The organism is Paenibacillus sp. FSL P4-0338 (assembly GCF_038002365.1).
In the GTDB taxonomy this organism is placed as follows: domain Bacteria; phylum Bacillota; class Bacilli; order Paenibacillales; family Paenibacillaceae; genus Paenibacillus_AQ.
The window spans coordinates 1-20,758 of sequence record NZ_JBBOCG010000003.1; the positions used below are offsets into that span (position 1 = coordinate 1).

The 20,758-nt window shown below is 47.8% G+C and carries 26 protein-coding genes, 1 pseudogene and 2 riboswitches; of the genes and pseudogenes, 14 read left to right on the forward strand and 13 right to left on the reverse strand.

The window, feature by feature from the left end:
- Window positions 1-53: 53 nt before the first annotated feature.
- From MKZ07_RS33260 to MKZ07_RS33270, 3 genes are all read left to right on the forward strand, one after another.
- The gene (locus MKZ07_RS33260) at window positions 54-263 is read left to right on the forward strand and encodes a hypothetical protein (RefSeq protein ID WP_156949736.1); all 210 of its coding nucleotides are present in this window, start codon (window positions 54-56) and stop codon (window positions 261-263) included.
- A gap of 78 nt (window positions 264-341) precedes the next feature.
- Window positions 342-707, forward strand: a complete 366-nt coding sequence (locus MKZ07_RS33265; RefSeq protein ID WP_341026629.1) for a hypothetical protein — start codon at window positions 342-344, stop codon at window positions 705-707.
- Window positions 708-720: 13 nt separating this feature from the next.
- Window positions 721-885: a hypothetical protein gene (locus MKZ07_RS33270; protein WP_200869262.1), complete on the forward strand. Its 165-nt coding sequence runs from the start codon at window positions 721-723 to the stop codon at window positions 883-885.
- Here the strand turns inward: MKZ07_RS33270 and MKZ07_RS33275 are convergent.
- Entirely contained in the window at window positions 878-1,159 is a 282-nt protein-coding gene (locus MKZ07_RS33275; RefSeq protein ID WP_036701927.1) for a hypothetical protein, read from the reverse strand. The genes MKZ07_RS33270 and MKZ07_RS33275 overlap by 8 nt on opposite strands.
- A gap of 355 nt (window positions 1,160-1,514) precedes the next feature.
- Here MKZ07_RS33275 and MKZ07_RS33280 point away from each other — a divergent pair.
- Window positions 1,515-1,820 (forward strand): annotated as a pseudogene (locus tag MKZ07_RS33280) (recombinase family protein); the annotation flags it as partial.
- Window positions 1,821-1,931: 111 nt separating this feature from the next.
- On the opposite strand, the gene MKZ07_RS33285 reads toward MKZ07_RS33280, so the two are convergent.
- Together MKZ07_RS33285 and MKZ07_RS33290 are read right to left on the reverse strand one after the other, a co-directional pair.
- Entirely contained in the window at window positions 1,932-2,798 is an 867-nt protein-coding gene (locus tag MKZ07_RS33285) for a septal ring lytic transglycosylase RlpA family protein (RefSeq protein WP_235218517.1), read from the reverse strand.
- 156 nt (window positions 2,799-2,954) lie between these two features.
- Window positions 2,955-3,692, reverse strand: a complete 738-nt coding sequence (locus MKZ07_RS33290) for a hypothetical protein (RefSeq protein ID WP_036698933.1) — start codon at window positions 3,690-3,692, stop codon at window positions 2,955-2,957.
- Between the two features lie 187 nt (window positions 3,693-3,879).
- On the opposite strand from MKZ07_RS33290, the gene MKZ07_RS33295 reads away from it, so the two are divergent.
- From MKZ07_RS33295 to MKZ07_RS33320, 6 genes are all read left to right on the forward strand, one after another.
- Complete coding sequence (locus MKZ07_RS33295) at window positions 3,880-4,152, forward strand: hypothetical protein (RefSeq protein ID WP_036698932.1); 273 nt, start codon at window positions 3,880-3,882, stop codon at window positions 4,150-4,152.
- Window positions 4,153-4,223: 71 nt separating this feature from the next.
- Complete coding sequence (locus tag MKZ07_RS33300; protein WP_341029850.1) at window positions 4,224-4,847, forward strand: hypothetical protein; 624 nt, start codon at window positions 4,224-4,226, stop codon at window positions 4,845-4,847.
- Entirely contained in the window at window positions 4,825-5,298 is a 474-nt protein-coding gene (locus tag MKZ07_RS33305) for a toll/interleukin-1 receptor domain-containing protein (protein WP_341029852.1), read from the forward strand. The genes MKZ07_RS33300 and MKZ07_RS33305 overlap by 23 nt, the downstream gene beginning before the upstream one ends.
- 424 nt (window positions 5,299-5,722) lie before the next feature.
- The gene (locus MKZ07_RS33310) at window positions 5,723-6,064 is read left to right on the forward strand and encodes a hypothetical protein (RefSeq protein WP_036698930.1); all 342 of its coding nucleotides are present in this window, start codon (window positions 5,723-5,725) and stop codon (window positions 6,062-6,064) included.
- A 12-nt stretch (window positions 6,065-6,076) separates the two neighbouring features.
- Entirely contained in the window at window positions 6,077-6,229 is a 153-nt protein-coding gene (locus MKZ07_RS33315) for a small acid-soluble spore protein P (RefSeq protein WP_036698929.1), read from the forward strand.
- 104 nt (window positions 6,230-6,333) lie between these two features.
- Window positions 6,334-7,428: a DUF6612 family protein gene (locus MKZ07_RS33320; RefSeq protein WP_036698928.1), complete on the forward strand. Its 1,095-nt coding sequence runs from the start codon at window positions 6,334-6,336 to the stop codon at window positions 7,426-7,428.
- A 75-nt stretch (window positions 7,429-7,503) separates the two neighbouring features.
- On the opposite strand, the gene MKZ07_RS33325 is transcribed toward MKZ07_RS33320, so the two are convergent.
- A complete protein-coding gene (locus MKZ07_RS33325) occupies window positions 7,504-8,079 on the reverse strand; it encodes a GNAT family N-acetyltransferase (RefSeq protein WP_036698927.1) in 576 nt (191 codons plus the stop codon).
- 42 nt (window positions 8,080-8,121) lie between these two features.
- Window positions 8,122-8,625: a tRNA adenosine(34) deaminase TadA gene (tadA, locus tag MKZ07_RS33330; RefSeq protein ID WP_268748816.1), complete on the reverse strand. Its 504-nt coding sequence runs from the start codon at window positions 8,623-8,625 to the stop codon at window positions 8,122-8,124.
- 429 nt (window positions 8,626-9,054) lie between these two features.
- Between tadA and MKZ07_RS33335 the strand changes: the two genes are divergently transcribed.
- A complete protein-coding gene (locus tag MKZ07_RS33335; protein ID WP_305954414.1) occupies window positions 9,055-11,262 on the forward strand; it encodes an ATP-binding protein in 2,208 nt (735 codons plus the stop codon).
- Window positions 11,249-11,950 carry a pseudouridine synthase gene (locus MKZ07_RS33340; protein ID WP_036698923.1) on the forward strand — a complete coding sequence of 234 codons (702 nt, stop codon included), beginning with the start codon at window positions 11,249-11,251 and terminating at the stop codon, window positions 11,948-11,950. The genes MKZ07_RS33335 and MKZ07_RS33340 overlap by 14 nt, the downstream gene beginning before the upstream one ends.
- Before the next feature lie 89 nt (window positions 11,951-12,039).
- On the opposite strand, the gene motB is transcribed toward MKZ07_RS33340, so the two are convergent.
- Window positions 12,040-12,861, reverse strand: coding sequence for a flagellar motor protein MotB (motB, locus tag MKZ07_RS33345; RefSeq protein WP_036698921.1), 822 nt, complete (start codon window positions 12,859-12,861; stop codon window positions 12,040-12,042).
- Window positions 12,845-13,645, reverse strand: a complete 801-nt coding sequence (motA, locus tag MKZ07_RS33350; RefSeq protein WP_036698919.1) for a flagellar motor stator protein MotA — start codon at window positions 13,643-13,645, stop codon at window positions 12,845-12,847. Before motA ends, motB begins: the two co-directional genes overlap by 17 nt.
- 203 nt (window positions 13,646-13,848) lie before the next feature.
- Between motA and MKZ07_RS33355 the strand changes: the two genes are divergently transcribed.
- Window positions 13,849-14,142, forward strand: coding sequence for a hypothetical protein (locus tag MKZ07_RS33355; RefSeq protein WP_036698940.1), 294 nt, complete (start codon window positions 13,849-13,851; stop codon window positions 14,140-14,142).
- 210 nt (window positions 14,143-14,352) lie between these two features.
- Window positions 14,353-14,628, forward strand: a complete 276-nt coding sequence (locus tag MKZ07_RS33360; RefSeq protein WP_036698917.1) for a 4a-hydroxytetrahydrobiopterin dehydratase — start codon at window positions 14,353-14,355, stop codon at window positions 14,626-14,628.
- A gap of 131 nt (window positions 14,629-14,759) precedes the next feature.
- On the opposite strand, the gene MKZ07_RS33365 is transcribed toward MKZ07_RS33360, so the two are convergent.
- The 6 genes from MKZ07_RS33365 to MKZ07_RS33390 form a co-directional block, all read right to left on the reverse strand.
- Window positions 14,760-15,116: a c-type cytochrome gene (locus MKZ07_RS33365; RefSeq protein WP_036698939.1), complete on the reverse strand. Its 357-nt coding sequence runs from the start codon at window positions 15,114-15,116 to the stop codon at window positions 14,760-14,762.
- 127 nt (window positions 15,117-15,243) lie between these two features.
- Window positions 15,244-15,729, reverse strand: coding sequence for a GNAT family N-acetyltransferase (locus MKZ07_RS33370; RefSeq protein ID WP_036698915.1), 486 nt, complete (start codon window positions 15,727-15,729; stop codon window positions 15,244-15,246).
- Between the two features lie 272 nt (window positions 15,730-16,001).
- Complete coding sequence (locus tag MKZ07_RS33375) at window positions 16,002-16,493, reverse strand: C40 family peptidase (protein ID WP_036698913.1); 492 nt, start codon at window positions 16,491-16,493, stop codon at window positions 16,002-16,004.
- A gap of 4 nt (window positions 16,494-16,497) precedes the next feature.
- Window positions 16,498-16,640: riboswitch (cyclic di-AMP (ydaO/yuaA leader) on the reverse strand.
- Window positions 16,641-17,027: 387 nt separating this feature from the next.
- Window positions 17,028-17,456 (reverse strand): C40 family peptidase, encoded by a 429-nt coding sequence (locus tag MKZ07_RS33380; protein ID WP_051493903.1) that lies wholly within the window; start codon window positions 17,454-17,456, stop codon window positions 17,028-17,030.
- 57 nt (window positions 17,457-17,513) lie between these two features.
- A riboswitch (cyclic di-AMP (ydaO/yuaA leader) is annotated at window positions 17,514-17,652 on the reverse strand.
- A 212-nt stretch (window positions 17,653-17,864) separates the two neighbouring features.
- A complete protein-coding gene (locus MKZ07_RS33385; RefSeq protein WP_051493901.1) occupies window positions 17,865-18,698 on the reverse strand; it encodes a hypothetical protein in 834 nt (277 codons plus the stop codon).
- A 9-nt stretch (window positions 18,699-18,707) separates the two neighbouring features.
- Window positions 18,708-20,723 (reverse strand): M1 family metallopeptidase, encoded by a 2,016-nt coding sequence (locus MKZ07_RS33390; protein ID WP_036698911.1) that lies wholly within the window; start codon window positions 20,721-20,723, stop codon window positions 18,708-18,710.
- Window positions 20,724-20,758: the final 35 nt, after the last annotated feature.

Below are 20,758 nucleotides of genomic sequence, written 5' to 3' on the forward strand. Positions count from 1 at the left end.
TATGATATAAAATATATGCTAAAATAGAAATAAATAATAATAGGGTGATGCGAATGGAATCGAAAGAAAAGCCTCCTAGGCTCACTGTGTATCTTCCGGAAAGTGCCAGAAAAGAGTTGCTAGAGATATCGGAAAAAACTGGATTGTCTCAAACACAACTGGTTGTTATGGCTACACACAGTTTAATAGCTAATCATAAAGCTAAAGGCAATGCTATTTTTTCCGAATTGCTAGGCATAAGTTCAAATTTAAATGAAAATTAGTTACAAGAAGGTGGATAATAATATTGTGAGGGGTTACGAATCGCTATATAATATCCATAGCTGATAAGGAGGGGAAATATGAAGTACAGTATTAATCTATTTGGATTTGCGGTCGATTGTGATATTAAAATCAATGGTGAGCATTTTGGTATAGAAATACCGGAGGAAAATCAGAAGGCTTTAAAAAATTACTTAATACGAGTATTGCCCAAGTATGGACGAGAAGCTTCTAATGATTCGTCCCTAGATGCTTTAGTGAAACTTGCACTGGATGCTGAAAAAACATTAGATGGCCGTATGGTAGAGCCTAAGCTGAAATTACCCTATGAGTTTCAGCCTGAAATCAAGGAAAAACTAATTGAAGCAGCAGCATTACAAGAAATATCAGCGACTCAATTATTAATTCGTATTATTGAAAATAAATACCAAGAAATTATAGGATAGGGGGTAATGGACGATGGCATATGGAAATAAGGTTAAATTTCATTATGACGTACCTGTCTATATAAAAAAGCAATTAGCTACGGCTGCAAAAAAGTTGAATATGACAGCAACCGAACTGTTATCCAAAACCATTGAAGAAGAATATGAACGTGTAATAAAGGAAAACAAGGCTAAATGAACTTAGCCTTTTCAATGAATTGGTGCATTTTATGGATTTGGTCAATAGTAAAACTTTGATAGGAATAATCTGGACCAATATTGTCATACGAAAAGGCATGGAAAATAGAATAGCTTTCCAACGGGTTGTCTTCAATTAGATAAACATACACATTAGGGATTTCTGTTGTTACATCACAACGAAATTGAGAGGTTGGGCTTGCGTCTATGATCCCCATAATATGTTGCTTTACATCTGAGGATACATTGGGCAATTGGTTTTCAAAGACTAACATGAGGGACCCCCTTTTGATTGAATGCCGTTTCTGTACTTAGTCTTCCCATTATACCAAACGTTTGTTCGCATGTTAAGGGCGTAATTTCCACAGGAGTATATTTTTTACGTAGAAAGGGAAGAATATATTTCGATTTTTCAGGTTACAATATTGACGTTTTGTTGTAGATTTTATCAAATAATGTATTATAGGGAGTTTTCAAAAGAGGTAAACAATGGACGTACCTTGAAATAACTTCCTATTTTTATTCACTACAACTTATAGCGTGACGTAACGATACGCTATAGTTAATCCTCTTTTTAGAGGTGGGGATTTATATCCGTAAAGGTATGCTTTTACGAACGAAGAAAAACCAATAGAAAATAGTTCGCAAAAGTCTTATTTAATCATTCAGCTCCAAAAATTTCGGGAGCTGGGCATTGAAGATCGTTTTACTTTTGTAGATAAGCAGAGCGGGAAAGACTTTGACCGAGAACAGTATAAGGCTATGCGTCTTGTGCTGAAAGAAGGGGATTTATTATACCTGGATGCTCTGGATCGGCTGGGCAGAGACTATGACGGCATCCTCCGGGAGTGGAAATATATCACACGGGAATTAAATGCTGATATTGTATGCTTGGAAAACGAAAGCTTATTCGACAGTCGCCGGTTTACGAGTCTGATCTATCGGGAAAAATTGAATATGCACAGTAAGCATCTGATCCTAAGTCTATATAGCAAAAGGCATGACTCTTTATTAATTGAGTCATGCCTTTTTTGGTTGTCAAAACGATTAGCTCATAAGTTCAATTTTCACGCTGTTTGCTCCAGACGGTTTACCAATGCCTACCCATGCACGATACGTCAATTCCACTCCACGATTGGCAGGCGCGGTATCGGTTACCCGAACAACGATAGACTGGTTGTTGGAAAGGTTTGTGACTTTAATATACTTATTACGGTATGTGCTGCTCCAACTATTAGTCGATGTCATGGCACACGTTAAATCGACAGGGTGAAGCACTTCTCCGTTACCTACAGTGGTATTTGAAATATTCTGATATGCACTCAGGTCGCTGTATCCTGAACATGATGGAGAGGTTGTGCCTGCCGCAGTACCTTGGCAAGGGTGTCCGTAAAAATCACAACGAGCACTGGAAGAAATGACGCTCTGCACGGAAGCACCTGTATTTGTCGGAGCGACGAGCGCTTTAAGTGGATTGTCACCGGCTGCGCTGGCAAAGTTCGGATTAACTGCCGCACGAATTTGGTTGGCAGTCAAAAGGGCATTATGCCAAGGCATAGGGCCAGATGCTGTCATGATTGCCGTTTGGGTGGTACTTGCTCCTGAGTTGCTCCAGTGGGTCGGTTCATAGAGTTTAGACGGATGCTGTTTCCAACCATCACTGCCGTTTGTGTCGTACAGATAAGTGACCTGGCCTACATTTCGGCGTACACGTGGACAGCTAATGACATATTGTCCGTTCTCATATGATGGAGTAATAAAGTCAAGATCCCGGTTAGGATCGGCAAAAATGTAATTCAAACGCTGTTTAACGGCATCTACACGAGAAAACGTATCACCAACAATATATTTTCCGTTAATGTACAAACCATATACGTCACCAGTAATTAGATTAACAGTAGCAGTATTAGCCATGAGAAAATCCCTCATTTCATTTTAGTATGAAAGAGGTGGGACATTTAAAATAAGAAGGGTCCCGTCCTTCTCATTTCAAATTCTCTTTCTGTTTATATATTATCATGTTGCGTAACGTTACGCAACATAAAATTACAAAAAAAGCCCAAAGGCTTTTTAAGAACTGGGAACTAGAAGGTTATTTTCAATCTTCCATTCTGAAACCTCGCCTTTGGTTACTTCTGCTTTGAAAGTGTTAGATTCCTGGTCATACATCACTACTGCGGCATTCATGGCTTCATTAAGATTTACGCTTACCAGGGAATCCTTCTCTATTTTATAGATGGACGTTTCCGCTGCTGTACCCACAGTAGCAACGATTTCTTTAATCCCGTCTTGGTCCACATCAGCCTCAACGGTATTGGCTTCTATATGCAACACTGTTGGGGGCGAAGTGCTGAGTGACACATAATTAGAAATTGGGGCACTAGCTCCAACAGATCCGGTCACTTTAACGTAAGATTGACCCAAAACATCAACTGTACTTGTCGAATAGTCGCTGGCCCCTTCATAGCCGATCTGTCCCATATCATAAGTTCCGTCTTTGGATTGAAGTGCAGCATAAATTTTCTCTACATCATCCTTCTTTTTATAAGTTAAAACCTTGGATTCATCAACTGCTTGACTCTTCAATTGTTTAGTTTGCTCTACTGCATTAATTTTGGTCAGTGGCTCGGCAGTTAAAGACGTTGTATACTTCAACTGAAACTGCTTTGCTTCAGGTGCTACTACATTTGTAGCAGGCTCCTCCGTTGCACTGGTAGTACTATTGGTTGTTGAAGGAGCATCTGAAGACGGGGTGCTGCATCCTGTAACCACTCCTAATAAGATTAATGCTGCTACTGTTTTTTTCATTTGAAAACCAACTTTCTTTAGTATTTGCTTGCATCTTTTACACAGATTTCAAGCAGTATAGTTTCACCTTTATAGACGATAACATTCGCATATTTGTTGTGGAAATATCCAATTTTTTTAAAAAATTATCTCGAAAATATATATAGTTGAGAACAGAGGTTTAAAATTGAAAGGAAGTGTAGTGTATATGGATTTACAGTATATCGGTGTGAATAGTAGATCCGGTCGGAAAGAATGGATTGAACGCGAGCTTGCGCGTCCTTACCGGCCAGATGGTATGGTCATGGAGGAATGGCAAATGGAACAGTACGTACCATTCATGGAAACCGTTCAGGATTGTATCGGACGATGCCCTACAAAAGAAGAGCATGATACGATTGCATGGTTATCCAGCCTTGATCCGAGTACAATTGATAGTATTCTGAGCATAATCAAAGCTGCAAAAGGTGGCTGTATGTAAATTGCTTCGATGAACCAATCAAGCAGATAGTTCCCAGAGCTAAGGGAAATGAGTTAGGGGCGTTATTTTTCTTGCTTCATTTCATGCAACTTAATAAAGACGGCATACTCTTGAAGAGTGGAAAACCCGCAACTATATCTGATATCGCGGATAGATTGGGCAAAAAAGAAAGACGAACCAAGGAAATTATAGGTAAGCTAGTTGACCTTGGTTTGATAAATAAAGGCGGAAATAACACAAGAAATACTACCTATAGCATAAGCGAGGACTACTTCATTATGGGCGGATTTGAAGGGGGAAGGGATGGTAAAGGTATGTTCTCAAGGTTATATCAATTACAATCCAGGGGGCAGTTAAAGAATATCACCTTAGAGGATGCGGATATCTTACTAAGAATACTCCCGTATTTTCATTGTCAAAAGTATTATTTGTGCAGTAATCCGTATGAAATGGATACGGACGAAATCCATCATCTAAATGAAACTGTACTTGCCGAATTAATTGGAGTGCACCGAAACACGCTAATCAATCGTATGAAGTGCCTTGTGAGGGCGGGGTATATCTTCAAGGGTGTAGGTATTGGAAACGCTTATTTCTTTCAAGTAAATCCAGATATTATCACAAGAGAAGTAGACCCAGATTCACCTGATGCCCGAGTATTAAGACAGCACTTTGCAGACTATCTCAGAAGATGAAATACGTGAAAAAGCTCCGAGAAAAGTTTTTTTAAGCCATAAAGGAGCTAATAAGCCTTTAGTTAGGAAATATTATCATCTTTTAAAAGAACTTGGGTTTGACCCATGGATAGACGAAGAAGATATGCCTGCTGGAGCTCAATTAATGAGGTCTATTCGACAAGGTTTCAAACAGTCTTGTGCTGTAGTGTTTTTTATCACTCCGGAATTTAAGGATGAAAAATATTTAGAAAAAGAAATTAATTATGCTATAAATGAACAACTGAACAGAAAGCAGTTTACTATTATTACACTACAGTTTGAAGATGAACAAGGTAATAAAGGGTTGATACCAGAAATGTTAGAAGATTATGTTTGGAAAACCCCACGGACAGAACTGGAAGCGTTCAAAGAGATTATTAAATCTTCTCCAATTAAAGTTGGACAAACAATATGGAAAATAGAAAGATGATTTGTATAACAGACAGTGGCTTTTCATAAGGTTTATCTTCTGCGTAAATATGAGACTTTTCTAAGTTGACTACATATGTATAAAAATAATACAATCAACTTATCCAACGGTCACGTACCGAAACGAACGTTTTAACTCAGACCGCTGTAACAATAAAGTGCCATAAAGTCAATCAGCATAAGGGATTGCGGGTTTTTACAGCGAGGGGCGGTCTTGAAAACCGTTAGGGTGCAAGCCCACATGGGTTCGAATCCCATCCTCTCCGCCATTCCTTTACATCTAAATAAGTGCAGATAGAAGCCGTTCTCTTAGGAGGGCGGTTTTTTGTATCCGCTAAGGTCTCTTTTTCACCGGAAGCTGTTCCAGCGGGAATAAAAATCCGGCTTTCTCCGCAATGTATTAGAGAAGGAGGCTGATGATAAAGATGGACCGACAATTGCAAGTAGATCAGCAGAGTCTGGTGTCTGCCTGGCAGGAGCGGCTGCCGGAACTGATGGACAATGGGGACAGCTTCAGTGTGCAGGGGGATGCGGCCAACCAGAACAGTCTGCTCATCCATTTCAATGCAGCAGGACGGCAGGGGTATTCTCTGGATTTCCGCTGCACCTATGTGGATAGCCGCGAGGTTGCCGTAGATTTGCTTGACGCCGAACAGGCCGGGGTACATGCAGATGAGCAACTGGATGCTGTTCAGCTGTTGGCGCAGCAGTATACGAGACAGATTCATGAGTGCGCACAGGCCCTTCAGGGCTTAACTAATCCATAGGAGGTAATCGAAGTGAGCAAACCCAAGAGCATGCCTGTACCCGGCGTACAGCAGGACAATCAGGGGCCCCGCAAGGAGCACCATTCTTCAGGTCCGGCACCGTTATCCGGGTCTAAAAAGGTGAAGCAGGCCAACCATGTGGACCATAACAATCCCCAGGGTTAAAGGAAATATGGAACGAAATTACTAAATGATGTTTCTCATATTTGCCAAATGGTTTATCATTAGGGAGGGGAAAGAATTTTTTTACATGGGAGAGGAGAAAAATAATGAACAAAAAATGGGGGCTATCCGCTGCCGCGTTACTGTTAACTGCTGCAGTAATTCTGCCGGGATGTGCAAAGAAAGAGGAGCCTAAGGCGGCTCTGACTTCAGCTGCAGCCAAAGCTACAGCTATGACATCTTACGAAATGAAGACCAAATTAGTTATCAATGATTTGTCGATAGACACAGGTACCAATGAAGCGGATGCTTCAACGGGCCAGATGCTCAGCATGCTTAAGAACGCCGAGCTTACTATCGATGGAGTCTACCAGGCAGAGCCTATGCAGACAGAAATGACAACCGTTCTGAATCTGAAGGGGGACATGGCCATGTCCTTCACGGTTCCAATGGTAATGACCGGACAGAAGCTGTATGTCAAAGTACCTTCGATTCCGTTCCTGCCGATTCCTGAGACGATCGTTAACAAATTCGTAGAGCTGGATCTGAAGCAGCTGGCTGAAGAGCAGGGCGCTGAATTCAATCCTGCACAGATGGATGCACAGAAGGTGCAGAAGCTGTCGAATGAAGTGATGAATACCTTGCTTGGTGAATACGATCAAGCCAAGTATTTCAATGATATCAAACCTAAGGATGCAGGTCTGCCTGAAGGCGTAGAAGCCAAGCAGGTAGTTCAATTCCAGGTTACCAACGATAACGTCAAAGAGGCACTCACCATTCTGGTGAACAACGCTTTGCCGAAGATTATTGATATTATGGGCAAAGAAGAATACAAGGATCTGCTGCAGGTTGAGCCTGCCAAGCTGGCCGAAGCCAAGGAACAGCTGCAAACCAGTGAAGCCCGTGCTGAGTTCGACAAGAGCCTGGCTGATCTGAACAAGTATCTCACTATTAACCAGTTCCATCTGAATACCGCAGTCAACAAAGATGATTATCCGGTATACCAGGATATGCTCATGAACATCAAGGTTAATGATCCTGACAAGGGTGAGAATGTTACCTTATCTATGAATGCAAGCAACCAATACAGCAAGATCAATGAGAAGCAGACCTTCAAGATTGGCATTCCGCAAGGTGATGATGTCATCACTCTGGAAGAGCTGCAGCAGCAGTTCGGAAACACAGGTACGAGTACTTATTAATACCATAGTTCCGCACACCAAAGACCCGTATGAGCAAATCCCGCTCATACGGGTCTTTGTGTGCACATATGAAGTTTAAGGGGATTCCTGTTCCTCTGGCAGGAACTCCTCAGCCAGAATGGCGTAGGTGCGGTGATCCTGCCATTCGCCGTTAATCCGGATGAAGCGGCGCGCGAGTCCCTCGGCCTGGAAGCCGTTCTTCTCCAGCACTCTGCGGGAACCGTTATTATGGGGCAGGATGGCAGCCTGTACCCGGTGAAGCCCCAGAGAGCGGAAGGCATACCCGAGGATCAGGTGTACGGCGGCACTGGTGTAGCCTTGTCCCTGCTGCTCATGATCGATCAGATAGCCGATATCGCAGAATTGTCCGACTCCCCGCACTACATTGGAGATCGTAATCTGGCCGATCAGCTCGCCGCTGAGCAGATAAATCCCGAACATATACGCGCTGTCCTGCTGCGCATCCAGGATACGCTGGTTAATCAGCTGCTGCTGGCTCTCCAGGGTGAAGTAGTCTTCACTGCGAAGGGGCTCAAATTGCTGGTGCGCGGTTCGGTTACGCAGACGGAGGCTTAGTAGCTCCTCTGCATCCGTAAGCTCCAGCAGCGAGAGATATATCCCCTGTGCGTTGTTATACAGCTTATAGGACATCTGGTATTCTCCTTATAAGAATGATAAGTGTTAATGGGCTTTCTAGAGCTTCGCAGGCCGCTTCCGCAGCTTGCGGAAGAAGGAGGTCAGCAGCTCCGCGCATTCCTCCTGCAGCACGCCCTGGATGACCTCTGTGCGGTGGTTAAAGCGTGACTCCTCCAGCAGGTTCATCAAGGTCCCTGCACAGCCGGCCTTGGGGTCCGGAGTGCCATACACGGTAAGCGGCAGCCTGGACTGCACCATCGCTCCTGCACACATGGGACAAGGCTCCAGGGTAACGTAGAGCTGGCAATCAAGCAAACGCCAGGAGCCCAGGGCATTGCTGGCTTCCCGGATCGCTACCATCTCTGCGTGGGCAGTGGAATCGAGCGTCGTCTCGCGCAGATTATACCCACGGCCTATAATTTGGCCTCCGTGGACAACTACGGCACCTATCGGTACTTCGCCTAAGGCCTCAGCCTTGCGGGCTTCTCCTATCGCTTCTGCCATCCAATGTTCATGAATGGCCCGCTCCTCCGAAGGCAGTTCTTCAAGCCTGGTATTCAAATGCATCTTCCCTTCTTCTATGCCCATTATACAACGAACAAATATTCGTTCTTAACAAATTGTGGACAACTCTGTGGATAACGGCCGACTTATACACAAAATTGTGCACATCGCAATTTGGCAAAATGTTTATATGTGCATAACCTGTGGATGGTTTCTTACCTATTGTAGAGAAACTGTCCCGATAATTCAATATCTGCCAGTGCCCGGCTGTGGGGAAAGGCCTTTTCAAATGGAAGGGCAAAAGGTATGATTATGTTGAATGCCCGCTAGGATTTACCAGCGGATAAGAGGTGAACAATACGCTTGTCCATAAAAACGAAACTATCAGCAATTATTTTTGGCTCTGTACTCTTAATCTTAATGCTTAATCTTACACTCAACCTTTATGCTGCCCGGAATAATCTGCGTAATGAGAGCGTAAGCAACATGAAGATCACTGCGAAGCAGGTTGCCGTATCGGTGGAGCAGAGCGGCTTCAGCTCGAATTACGTGCAGGATAAAATTGCCCAGAACCTGCGGTTGACTGCCATTCTGGCATCCTATGAGCTGGATCCGGATATCAGGAATATTACTAATCAACAATTGAAGGCGCTATCCACCAAGCTGGGGGTGTCGAATATCTCGCTGCTGGTGAAGACTGCGGATGATATTATCGTAGCGAAATCTTCAGATCCTGCAGAGATTGGACTTTCGACCAAGGGCATGGGTTTTTGGTATGTGGCTTTTCTGGAGCTGTTTGCAGGCCAGCGCGTATCTGTCGATCAGGGGCAGTCCCTGGAGAATTTCTGGTCCGGGCCGTTTGAATATTCAACCTCCAATCCGGAGTACATCGATAAATGGGGCTATTATTATGACGGGGCCCGCAATTATATCATAGATCCGTTCGTGAGGAGTACAGCGGTAAGCGATTATGTCAAAATTATGAGCCCTGATGAGATCATCCAGGAATCCAAAGCTGTAAATCCCGGAATTCTGGAGATTACCGGAATCAATCCGAAGACCTTCGGAGCCTCAAGTATGCTGCCTGACGGCGCAGATCCTAAGAACACGAAGCTGCGGAACCGTCCCATCCAGTACGGCACCTATTCATACGGCAATATTGCAGAGGATAAGGCGGCAATCCGTGAAGCATTGAACAAGGGCAAACCGGTAACGCTGGATACGAAGGCACTGGGTAAAAGAGTGCTCAAGAGCTTCATTCCGATTGAGCGGCCGGGAGCGGCGGATTATGTGATCAGTGTAGTCATGGACTACCAGGCCATCTCCTCGGTTATCCGGGAGCAGCTGTTCAATAATATCACCACCTCGGTTCTTCTGCTTATTATCTTCCTCCTGGCCAGTTATGTCCTGGCCGGTGTAGTTACACGCCCGATTCAGGATATACTGGCTAAGGTCAATGATGTGGCTAAGGGTAAATTTGAGCCTCCGCTTAATGTATCCAGCCGCGATGAGCTTGGGCAGCTGGCCCAGCGCATCAACGCGATGACCTCACATCTGCTGCAGCATACAAACCGGCTGGGGCAGACACTGGAGGAGAACCGTGCGGTCAAAGAGCATCTGGAGTCGGTGATTAACGGCACTTCAGATGCCATCCACACGGTGGATATGGAGGGGCGGATCATCAGTACGAATAGAGCCTTCGAGGACCTCTATGGATGGGGCGCTGCGGATGCTCTGGTCAAGCCGCCGTATCTGGTTCCGGCCACTGTGCAGCAGCAGGAGAGTATACGATTGCAGCAGCTTAAGGACGGGGCATCTCTGCCGCCTGTTGAGACCGTCAGGCTGAAGCGGGACGGCTCCCTGGTAGAGGTCAGCGTCAGCAGCTCGGTTATCCGGGATGAAGAGGGCCAGCCGCAGTCGGTTGTCCATGTATCCCGTGACATGACCGAGCGCAACCGGATCGAGGAGCTGCTCAGACGCTCGGAGAAGCTGACTACAGTCGGCCAGCTTGCGGCAGGGGTTGCTCATGAGATCCGCAATCCCTTGACCACCCTGCGGGGCTTCCTGCAGCTTCAGCAGGAGAAGAAGGTTCTTGTTCCGCTGCATATTGAACTGATGCTCTCGGAGCTGGACCGGATCAATATGATTGTCAGTGAGTTCCTGATTCTGGCGAAGCCGCAGGCTGTTCATTTCCAGCAGAGGGATCTGCGGCATATTGTCGGCGATGTCATCTCTCTGCTGGATAGCCAGGCCCACCTGTTCGGCATTGAATTCACCACATATTTCTCGGGAGTACCCGCCATGGTGCACTGTGAGGAGAATCAGTTGAAGCAGGTATTTATCAATGTGATCAAAAATGCGATCGAAGCGATGCCGGACGGGGGAACGATTACCGTGGAGCAGCAGGAGCTGGAGGACTCTGTGGTTATTGTGATCACGGATGAGGGTGGAGGCGTCCCTGAGGATATGCTGCCCAAGCTGGGAGAGCCGTTCTTTACGAACAAAGAGTCCGGAACGGGGCTTGGCCTGATGGTCAGCCAGCGGATCATTCAGGCTCATAAGGGCAGCCTGGAAATTAGAAGCGAGTATGGCCGGGGAACGCAGGTAATCATCAAGCTGCCTGAAGCGAAGGAGCAAGCACCTCCGGCCGGCATGAATATAGAACGGAGTGAGGACGAACATGAGAATCAATAAATTCATCAGTGAGACAGGCTATTGTTCACGCCGTGAAGCAGACAAGCTGGTCGAGGGAGGGCGGGTCACCATCAACGGTGAGACCGCTATGCTGGGCAGCCAGGCTGAAGCAGGGGATAAAGTGCTGATTGACGGCCAGCCGCTTCAGACGGGCAGCAGGATCGTGTATATCGCGCTTCATAAGCCGGTGGGCATTACCTCTACCACAGAAGCGCATATTCAAGGTAATATTGTCGATTTCATAGGACATGAGGAGCGGATTTTCCCGATCGGGCGGCTCGATAAGGATTCAGAGGGATTGATTCTGCTGACCAATGACGGTGACATTGTTAACAAAATATTGCGTGCAGAAGGCAAGCATGAGAAGGAATATGTGGTCACTGTAGATCGACCCGTTACGCCTTCTTTTCTGACCGGCATGTCTACCGGTGTGAGAATTTTGGGCAGCAAGACACTTCCCTGTGAGATTACGCGGATCAGTGAGCGGGTATTCCGTATCGTGCTGACTGAGGGCAAGAACCGGCAAATCCGCCGCATGTGCAGTGCCTTCGGTTATGAAGTGCGGCGGCTGCAGCGCATCCGGGTGATGAATATCCGCCTTGGCGCGCTGAAGACCGGAGAATGGCGGGAGCTGTCTCAGGAGGAGAAGCAAGAGCTGGGCGCTATGCTGAATTATCAGCTGCAATAAGATAATAATGCCATACCTATAATAAGAGCTGCTCCGATTGACCCTGACAGGGGTCGTTCGAAAGCAGCTCTTATTGGTTTCATGTCTATTCAGGGAGCTGTTACATTAGAGACATCCGTGGTCTCTGCAGCAGCATCCTTATATTTACGAAGGATAGATACTTCTACCCGGCGGTTCTTGGCCCGCCCGGCAGCCGTAGCATTGGTAGCGATGGGGTGGTATTCGCCAGAGCCGGTCGGGCTGAATTTCGTCGGGTCCAGGTTGGGATTGAGCAGCAGAATCTTCATGAACTCAAGGGCGCGATCTACGCTAAGATCCCAGTTCGAGGAGTACGTGCTGTTGGAGATTGGAACATTATCGGTATGCCCCTGCACCAATACTTCATAATCGGGAAATTGCTGCAGCATGTTGGATATCGACTTAGCCAGCTGGCGGGATTCGTCCTTCACTATAGCCTGTCCCGAAGCGAACAGGGCATTGTCGCTAATCGTGATCATCAGCTGGGACTGATTCAGCTTGGTGCTAAGCAAGTCGGTCATCCCGTTGTTCTTAATGTACTGGTCGAACTGCTTCTTCAGCTTCTCCAGATCCTCCTGCTCCTTGGCACGGAGCTTGGACAGATCGGAGGTGCCGGTGTTCTTGGCAATCACATTGTTCAGTTTATCCTGCTTGCCCTGGTCCAGCTGGGTGCTGGTCGGGGAATCCGACCGGTACTCCAGGACGCCGCCGCCGCCGCTGAGCGCTGAATTAAAGGCTTCAGCCATTTGCTGAAATTTCACGGCGTCCGTAGCGCTCATGGCGTACATAACTAGGAATAGAGCAACCAGCAGGGTCATCAGATCGGAATAGGGAAGCAGCCAGGATTCATCGGCATGCTCTTCATGTTCCTCATGCCTAGTCTTTTTGCTCACTGGAAGCCCCCTCCTTCTCGCTCAGCTTGGCACGCTCGGACGGAGTCAGGAAGACGGACAGCTTCTGGTTAATGGCTATGGTAGACACCCCGGACTGAATGGAGAGCAGACCCTCCACCATCATCAGGCGGACTTCAATCTCGCGTTTGGATATCCGCTTCAGCTTGTTCGCCATAGGGTGCCACATAACATAACCGGTGAATATCCCGAGCAGGGTTGCAATGAAGGCACCGGCAATCGCATGGGCCAGGACGTCCATGTTACTCATATCACCCAAGGCGGCAATCAGCCCGATAACAGCCCCGAGTACCCCTAGTGTAGGGGCATACATCCCGGCCTGGGAGAAGATCAAGGCTCCGGCCTTATGTCTGTCTTCAGTGGCATGAATATCTTCCATTAATACATCACGGACGAACTCCTGATCATTGCCGTCAATAATCATCCGCATGCCGTTTCGGAGGAAGTTATCTTCAATTTCATCGACATTGGATTCCAGAGCGAGCAGTCCTTCGCGGCGGGTAATGGATGCCCATTCCATGAACATGGTAATCAGTTCGGGCTTACCGACCATCTTTTTCTTCGTAAACAGGATCTTCAACAGCTTAGGGAAATTCTTGACTTCCGACATCGGAAAGGCCATGAAGATGGAGGCAGCCGTGCCAAGAAAAATGATGACATAGGCAGCGGGGTTGTTCAAGCTTGCAAGCGGAGCATGCTTGAGAATCATCCCCCAGATTACTGCGACCAGACCAAAAACCAGGCCTAGAATTGTTGAGATTTCCATTTATACACCTCGTCCATGAGAATTAAGAAGTGATCGACTAACCGCGTATTTCGTCCTTGAACCGCGGGAGAACACTCTGTTCGTAACCAAATCACGTATATTCTTCTTTATCGACATCATTCCCTTTTTTGTGAAGTGATTTTTTCGGCTATAATAGATAAGGTAGGTTATTATTCATCAGCGAAGAAAACGGAGTGATTGATGTGGGAGTTAAGCATGGCAGAGATTACGGTGAAATTCTGGTTGAACTGACAGGAGCCGTTGGACGGATTGCAGACGGGTACATTTTTTTTGAAATGGAGCCTGAAGAGTGGACAAATCTGCCGGAGGAATCAAGGCAGGAGGTCTGGGAGGCGCTTGCGGAAGACCTGTTCTACGCGCTGGGCAACGAGCCGGTCATTCAGGTGGGCAGCGGAGTTGTAATGTACGATAAAGAAACACACCGCATTAATATTCTGCTGGGCGATGAGGATCTGGCTTCGGTCGTTCTTGTATAAAACAGGGGGGAAATGCGGCAGCGGGTTTGTCCCGGGCATCCAGCCATGTTAAAATTGGAAGTGGAGTACTAATTGCCGGGATGTCAGAATACATTTAATCAAAAATCTTTAGCCTGGCACATCCCTTGGACTTTCAGAAGCTGAGGGATGTTTTATTTGAAGGCAAGAGCAGGATTAAGGAACCGTTAACTTAGCAAGGGAGGAAACGAATTGCAATTAACTGAGGAACAACTTCAGGAGCAGATCGGCAAGCTTGAGGGCTGGAAGCTGGAGAGGGATAGGCTGGTGCGCAAATATATGTTCAGTGAATATATGAAGGGAATTGCTTTTGTGGATGAGGTAGCGGCAATTTCGGAGGCCTTTGACCATCACCCGCATATCACCATTGATTACAAGACGGTTGTTCTGCGGCTGGCTGCAGATGTGGAGAAGCTTGATCTCCGCCAGGCGCATGAATTTAATGAGGCATTCGAGAAGACCCGCTAGAGGACAAGGCTCCTATGGAGACAATAGGAATATCTGATCAATAGAAATGCCCGTGCAAGGATCATTCGTTATCCTCGTCACGGGCATTATACATTTGAAATGAAGAGCATGGTGTTTGTACAGGTTGCGGATTATTTCTTCTCGGCCAGCCATAGGGCTACATTCGCAATCTCTTCAGGGGCCAGCCTGTCTTTGAAGGAAGGCATCTGTCCGCGGCCCTTGGTGACTATGCTGTAGATCTGCGGCGCGTCATGCGAAGCGCCTTCCTGCTGCAGGCTGGGTCCCGCCCCGCCCTGAAGCTGGTCACCGTGGCAGGAGATACAATTGGCCTTCACTGTAGCTTCTGCGCCAGCAGCGTCCAGCACAACCTCCGGCATGGTCGGCTTGTTCTGCTCCGCCACCTCGGATTTACCGGGTAAGGTAAACATTAAGATTACTGCAAAGGCACAGGCGGCAAAAAACAAACCGCTCATGATCCATTTCTGCATCTGCATCCGTCCCTCCATGTAAGCTGCTGACTCCATTATAGCGGATGGTGAAGCGTTATCATAGTATTTGTGTCAAAAAAATGAACACAAACGATCCATTTTTTTGCAAATCAATCTGTCTCCAGTGCTATTCCTCATAGACCATGCAATAAAAAGGCTTATTGCCGGTCGGGGTGCGGCGTTCATAGGTATCCGTTATAGTGAATCCGCATTTCTGGTAAGCGCGGATGGCGCGCTGGTTCCAGGTCAGCACCTCCAGGTCGATCTCACGCTCCGGGTATCGCGCCCGTGCTGCCTGCACAATAGCCTTCATGAACAGATGCCCCATTCCATGGCCGCACAGCTCGGGCCGCATTCCGACACCAAGCCGGACTACCCCCTCCATCGGAAAGAGCTGGGCGAAGCCGCACAGATCCCCCTGTCCGTTCACTACAGATACATATTGCTCACTGCGAAGCTGCGGGTCTCCGAACTCCACGCCCAGCGCCTGCATCTGCTCCCAGGACATCCAGCCGTAAATATTATACGGAGGCTTGTAGCTCCACTCACAGATCTCAGCGGCATGCTGCGGTTCCATAGGCACCACATAAAAGGTTAACGGGGAGCTAATCATTACGGGAGGCCTCCTTCCAGCCGAAACTGCTTTTAAAGGACGGAAAAGCCGTTTCCACTTGTTCTTCTATTAATTATATACAAAAACAGCCAGTTTCGACGCAAATTCCTTGCGGAAATGCAGAAACTTGACAAACGCCAATAATTATTTTCTGAAAGTACAGAATCGGTGTTTTACAAATATAGAGACGGGTAAGTAATTTTATAGACAAAAAAAAGCCCTTCTCCAAGATTTCGGCAAAAATCTTGGAAAAGAGCGTAGGTTACAAAGAATTATTGTACATCATCGTTGTCTTGGGAATCCGAAGCTACAGTCTTGTAGGCATCTGTACTCATGATTCGTTTGGCGCCAACGTAGCGGTTGACGTAATAGCTGTCACTCAGCGAACTGATGGTTACACCGCGTGAGGAAGAGGCATGGGCGAATTCGCCGTCACCAACATAGATACCTACATGGGATATGCCCTTACCGCTTGTATTGAAGAATACAAGATCGCCTGGTCTCATCTCGTCACGGGACACGTCAGTACCCATCTGGTACTGAGAGCCGGATTGATGGGGCAGGTTAATGCCGATCTTATCAAAAACATACATTGTAAATCCGGAGCAATCAAACCCGTTAGTTGATGTACCGCCGGATACGTATTTGGTTCCGATGGCTTTGTCGATCACTTTATCCATTTTGGAATCCGCGAAAGCGCTTCCTGCTCCGATTGTGAAGATAATGGACAAGCTTAGTACTGCGGCTGCTAGCTTCTTCTTCAAAAGTAAATACCCCTTCCAATGCCTACGAGGTTAGCTTAAGGGTTCGGTTGAAGGTCCCCTATGACCCCTCTTAGAATAGGAGGTCAATTCACCCAAAGTGGTTCCCCCGTTTCCCTAATTCATTAGGGAACTCGGCACGACTGTTGATTAGGATTAGCGGTTCATTCAATACATGACAAAACCTTTGTTAAAAGCGATTCAATAATTACAAAAATGTTACTAAAAGCTCACTGCGATAATTGTAACAAAGACTAAGGCGCTTGGCAATCACTTATAACATATTAATCCATCTTTTTTGCTGTTTTTTAGAGTTATAGCCCTTTCGAAAGACTCATATCTATGCGCCGGGGTTATTTAATATGATTTTTTCTTTGTTTTTGCAATAAAATGCTGTTTCAAGGCTGTGGATTCGGGTAAAAGGTAGAATAAGGAAAAGGAAAAACCCGGAAATGATTACGGCAATAATCATCCCGGGCTCGTATAAGTTACATTTAGTTGTTAGAGGCTGAAATATTCGGGGTATGCTTCAAAGGTTCAATCGTAAGCGACAGCTTGGTAGGCTGTTGTGCTCATTACTCTTTTGGCGCCAACGTAGCGGTTGGCCCAGTAAGACTGGCTCATCGAACTGATGGTTACACCACGTGAACTGGAGGACTGTGCGAACTTCCCGTTTCCAACATAAATACCGACATGGGAAACTCCGTTACCCAGAGTATTGAAGAACACGAGATCTCCGGAGCGTAGATTGCTCTTGGATATTGTTGTTCCAACTTTGTACTGTGCTTTGGATGTACGGGGCAAGGTAAGCCCGACATTCTTGAACACATACTTGGTAAATCCGGAACAGTCGAAGCCGCTGGTGGTTGTGCCCCCGGTTTTATACGACGTTCCAATGGTTTTTGAAATCACAGTATCCATTTTGGAATCTGCGAAGGCACTGCCCGCTCCGAGTGTGAATACCATCACAAGACCCAGCGCCGCTGCGGTGCATTTTTTCTTGAAATTCTGTCTAATCAAAAGATGTACTCCTTCCAGGGCCTGCGAGGTTAGCTTAAGGATTCGGTAGAAGGTTCCCCTATGACCCCTCTAAAGCGAGATCAATTCACCCAAAATATGGTTCCCCCACTTCCCGGTGCAGGGAATTCGGCGTTTTATGCACCAGAACAGTGACTTATCGGCATTGATTAAATTGCAATAGATACGGAAGATTCTGTTTGAAAGATTACAACTTTGTTACTAGTGGTACAGGCATCATTGTATCAGACGATTTACCCTTTTGCAAATGCTTTTGTCCTTCTCTTCAAGCAAAAAAGAGTCCTGCTCCCTGATGAGGGGCTGTGACTCTTTTTAGTATGCCGCTGTAGCAGCTTATTATTGTGGAAATGATTTACTGGACCAGAGGTGGTACTGGGCAGCGATTCCCCACATATTGAACAGCGTGGAGGGCAGCGGAGCTGCCTGGCGGAGCATAAGTGCCGGCAATCCGGGATAGAACAGAGCAGAGGCGCTACAGAGCAGAATTACGGCCAGGCTTCCCGCCCCCAGAATGACGGAAATACCGATCGAAGGCATCAACACCTTCAGGCAGATTAGCAGCGAGGAGAACATGCCGGTACCTGCGGTATAGCCGAATTGCATATAGAGCAGAAGCTTGCGGACAAGGAATAGATAGAGCAGCCAGCCCAGCACACAGGGCACAAGCTTGAGCAGGAGCTGAACATCGAGAACGCCGCTGAGCAGATGACGGTACATGCGTGGAAGCAGCCAATAGAGCGGCAGGAGGGTTAGTGCCCATTCGGCCAGGCTGAACGCCAGCACCGGCAGCCCATATTTTCTCATTCCCGGGAAAAAGAACAGTCCCCGCGCTCCGTCGCGCTCCTGATGAAGCTCGTGCAGCAGCCCTGCACGGATAAAGGGAGTCAGCAGCAGCCTTAGCACTGTCAGCGCCAGCAGCATCCACAGCCAGTGCTGGACGGCGGGGTCGGTGCGCAGCGCAGTCTGCCCCTCGATATAATACAGCAGCCTGCCTATTCCGCTGCCGCCGGCATTCGCATCCGGGTAGCGTAGCAGGACGGGGACAACCGCACTTTTAATGAATTTGTACAGGAAATAACCCCAGAACAGCCGGTAGATAAATAGCAGAATCAATATATAGAACTGTTCTTTCATGCTGATCCAACCGCGGGCAATTGAACTTTTCACCATTCCTTCACCTCACCAGACAAGAGTTCCGAGCAGGGTTTCAAGCAGAGTAGATGCGCTAAGCGTCCAGCGGGAGAGTGTGCGCGGCTCAAGCTCCGCCATTTTGAAATTATTAAGATGCCTGCTCTCCAGCAGAATGGAATGCCCCGGATCGATCTCTGCGGAGACCAGCGGAGCTTTATACGCTAACTCAAAGGAGGTAGCCTTACCCTCGTCATTCCAGTATTGCTGCACAGTGTACCCGTCTGCGAAGGTGAATTTCACGGGAACATCAGGGTACAGGCTGCCCTTATTGCTTACATCGACCACAGCGTTATAGCGGATCCCCCCGCCGTCGCCGTTGTCCCGTCCGACCGTGAGCCTGATATCATCAACTGCGAAGTCGGGTGCACCCCCGCTATAGACAAAACGCTCAAAATAAGTCTGCCAGGATTGCTTGGTCACTTTCTCCACAACCTTTTGGAAGTCGGCGGTGGACGGATGCTGGAAGCGGTATTTGCGGGCATAGGCGGCGAGGATGGCGTCCATATTCTTGGTTCCGGCGATGCGTTCCATATCCTTCAGCACCAGCTTGCCCCGGATATACACATTGCGCGTGTAGGCATCATCACCAGTGTATTTCCAGGTCTCCAGCGTAAGAGGCTGTGAAGAGGAGACCAGGCTGGACTGAAGCGGCAGGCTTGAGACCACGCCGTATTCCTGTTCCATTAGCCGGTCTTCAGCATAAGAGGTGAAGCTCTCATCAAGCCAGGCTTCTTCGAATTCATTACTGGCCACCAGGCCGTAGAAATACTGGTGCCCGATCTCGTGGATGATCGTGCGCTCCAGGGAGGTGCCCGGTGAAGTGTCCGTGGCGCCGAAGGCGGTAATCAGGGTTGGGTATTCCATTCCTCCGGCCCCGTTGCCGGACTCTGGCGGGACAACAATGGATAAAGTGGAATACGGATAAGGGCCGTACCACTTGCTGAATGCCGTCAGTGCCGCCTCGACCGCCTGGAAGTAACGCTCCTGGAGATGCTTATGCAGCGGGTCCAGATAGAGCTTAATCTTCACCCCGGGCACCTGCGGCGCGGAGAAGGCCTTCTCGGCAACCACGAAATCAGGCGATGCGGCCCAGGCGAAGTCGTGGACGTCATCTGCATAGAACTGATAGATCTTGCGGCCCTGTACAACTTTGGCGTCTCTCACCGGAAACCCGGTTGCGGCGACCTTATACTCGGGCGGGACAGAAATGGATACATTGTAGATCCCAAAATCACTGTAGAACTCGGAGTTGCCGTGATATTGATGCAGGTTCCAGCCTTCTTCCTTGAGTCCTCTTCTGCCGGCAGGCTCGTAGACGCTAAGCTTCGGAAACCACTGGCCGGCCATCACGAAGTCGTCAGCGGTTCCCATCCGGGCGAAAATTTTCGGCAGCTTAACCTCGAATTTAAGCCTTACCGTCACGCTCTCACCGCCGTTCACCGGCTGAGGCAGATGGACTTTGAGCAGTGTTCTGTCATTGACATTGCCGTCGTCCGGCTGCACATACTGTGTGCGCTGCATTAGCGAGACGCCCTCAGAGGTCCGCAAATCTGTCAGTGTAATGCTCCCGTAACCTCCTGCAGGCATGGTGTCACCGCGAAGCGTACCCCCGGACTCCTTCATGAAGGTGGTACCGGCGGATGCGAATGCATTGGGATACAGATGAAAGTAGAGCTCCTGGACCGGCTTTGCGCCTGGATGGGTCCAGGTCAGCGTCTCGGAGGCGACTAGGGTCTCCGCACCCGGCAGGAGCTCCACATCCATGTGATATTCAACCACGCGCTGGCTTAAAGCCTCTGTCTCCGACGTGTAGATCGTATCTGAAAGATCGGACTGCACGGGCTGCTGCCGGGGGATAATGGCGGGGGACTTGGCCTCTTTTGGAACAGAGGCAGTCCATACGGCAGGGCTATGCCCTGACAGAAACCATATTCCGCCTCCAAGCAAGGTGAGGACAGCCAGGACTGCGAAGATGAGGGTATACCTTAATGAATGTGGCTTCATACTATGATTCCTCCCGTGACAAGCATCTACGGGAT

Coding starts and splice junctions, on each gene's coding strand:
- MKZ07_RS33340 (WP_036698923.1), top strand. CDS start 11,249: ATGAGAATCAATAAATTCATCAGTGAGACAGGCTATTGTTCACGCCGT.
- MKZ07_RS33295 (WP_036698932.1), top strand. CDS start 3,880: ATGGATTTACAGTATATCGGTGTGAATAGTAGATCCGGTCGGAAAGAA.
- MKZ07_RS33370 (WP_036698915.1), bottom strand. CDS start 15,729: ATGATTAGCTCCCCGTTAACCTTTTATGTGGTGCCTATGGAACCGCAG.
- MKZ07_RS33270 (WP_200869262.1), top strand. CDS start 721: ATGGCATATGGAAATAAGGTTAAATTTCATTATGACGTACCTGTCTAT.
- MKZ07_RS33275 (WP_036701927.1), bottom strand. CDS start 1,159: ATGTTAGTCTTTGAAAACCAATTGCCCAATGTATCCTCAGATGTAAAG.
- MKZ07_RS33290 (WP_036698933.1), bottom strand. CDS start 3,692: ATGAAAAAAACAGTAGCAGCATTAATCTTATTAGGAGTGGTTACAGGA.
- MKZ07_RS33390 (WP_036698911.1), bottom strand. CDS start 20,723: ATGAAGCCACATTCATTAAGGTATACCCTCATCTTCGCAGTCCTGGCT.
- motA (WP_036698919.1), bottom strand. CDS start 13,645: ATGGAAATCTCAACAATTCTAGGCCTGGTTTTTGGTCTGGTCGCAGTA.
- MKZ07_RS33260 (WP_156949736.1), top strand. CDS start 54: ATGGAATCGAAAGAAAAGCCTCCTAGGCTCACTGTGTATCTTCCGGAA.
- MKZ07_RS33310 (WP_036698930.1), top strand. CDS start 5,723: ATGGACCGACAATTGCAAGTAGATCAGCAGAGTCTGGTGTCTGCCTGG.
- MKZ07_RS33320 (WP_036698928.1), top strand. CDS start 6,334: ATGAACAAAAAATGGGGGCTATCCGCTGCCGCGTTACTGTTAACTGCT.
- MKZ07_RS33285 (WP_235218517.1), bottom strand. CDS start 2,798: ATGGCTAATACTGCTACTGTTAATCTAATTACTGGTGACGTATATGGT.
- MKZ07_RS33380 (WP_051493903.1), bottom strand. CDS start 17,456: ATGGTATTCACACTCGGAGCGGGCAGTGCCTTCGCAGATTCCAAAATG.
- MKZ07_RS33365 (WP_036698939.1), bottom strand. CDS start 15,116: ATGCAGAAATGGATCATGAGCGGTTTGTTTTTTGCCGCCTGTGCCTTT.
- MKZ07_RS33385 (WP_051493901.1), bottom strand. CDS start 18,698: ATGGTGAAAAGTTCAATTGCCCGCGGTTGGATCAGCATGAAAGAACAG.
- MKZ07_RS33325 (WP_036698927.1), bottom strand. CDS start 8,079: ATGTCCTATAAGCTGTATAACAACGCACAGGGGATATATCTCTCGCTG.
- MKZ07_RS33335 (WP_305954414.1), top strand. CDS start 9,055: ATGAAGATCACTGCGAAGCAGGTTGCCGTATCGGTGGAGCAGAGCGGC.
- MKZ07_RS33265 (WP_341026629.1), top strand. CDS start 342: ATGAAGTACAGTATTAATCTATTTGGATTTGCGGTCGATTGTGATATT.